We start from the raw sequence: 1213 nt of genomic DNA, 5'->3' as shown, positions 1-1213 counted from the left end.
ATAGTTGCAGACAATGTAAATCAAATAGCTAATGATATCTTAGAAGATGCTAGGAAGAAGAAGTTTTAATACTAAGCCAGACTTTTAGAAGTTTGGCTTGCATTAATTTTAATATCCATAATGCTATATATTTTATTTCTTATTATTTTTCATAATTTTTTTATTAAAAAATAATTTTTTCATATTTAAATATTACAATTTTTTATTAAAAATAATATAAGATAATTCAACTCCCATAATCATAATAATCTTTTTACAAGGATGTTTTAATGAAAAATCTTACACAAAGTTTAACAGGAAAATTAACTTTCTTTGTTTTTTTAGCTATTATCGCGATTTTACTTATAGCAAATGCCTTTAACTATTCTGAAGTAAAGCATGATGTGCAAAAACTCATCAATGATATTCAAGTAAAAACAATACAAGATGTATTAAAAAATTTCGATGATTACACTGCCTCAAGAAGCGATGCTATAAAGGCTGTAGCATCTGAAATCCAAAAAAATCCTAATGCAAGCTTGGAGGAAATTTATACCATAGTTAGAACCGCAAAAGAAGCAAGTCGATTTGATGTTTTATATGTAGGTCTTGCTAAAAATGGTGCAATGATACGTTCAAACGGCAATCATCAAATGCCATCTGATGGTTATGATCCAAGAACTAGAAGCTGGTATACAAATGTTGCATCTGGAGAAGATAAAGTTGTTATATCAAAACCATACATTGCTCCTAGCTTAAAAGCCCCTTCTTTATCTTTTTCTTATCCTATAGTTGTAAATGGAAAATTTATAGGTGCAGTTGGTGGAAATTATGATTTAAATACTTTTTCGGATAATGTATTAGCTATGGGAAGATCTCAAAGTGGCTATACCGTAGTTTTAGACGATGATGGAACAATTTTATTTCATGAATCCTCTGAAGCACTTCTGACAAAAAATAGCTTAAGCCAAGAAATTGCAAAAACATATCTTGCAACTACAGAAGGAAAAGCAGGAGAACTCTCAAAAGAACCTATGCTGATAAAAGATGGTAATACACCTCGCAAAGCTGTAATTTGTCAAGAATCTTCAACAGGTTATAATGTTTGTGTTATAGCAGATGAAAAAATTTATAATGATCCTGTAAATCAAGCTTTAATTAAGCAAATTATCATAGGTACTATAAGTTTAGCAGTAGCTCTTGTAATTATAAGATTTATGATTAATTACAACTT

At 29.0% G+C, this 1213-nt stretch carries 1 protein-coding gene; it reads left to right on the top strand.

The window, feature by feature from the left end:
- Window positions 1-269: 269 nt before the first annotated feature.
- The coding region (locus tag CAMP5060_RS08075) for a cache domain-containing protein (RefSeq protein WP_337217634.1) at window positions 270-1213 on the top strand (944 nt) is incomplete at its 3' end.

The organism is Campylobacter sp. 1569 (assembly GCF_024723675.1).
Classification (GTDB): Bacteria; Campylobacterota; Campylobacteria; order Campylobacterales; family Campylobacteraceae; genus Campylobacter_D; species Campylobacter_D jejuni_C.
The sequence above is the reverse complement of the archived record's forward strand: the minus strand, read 5'-3'. Positions and strand labels throughout refer to the sequence as shown.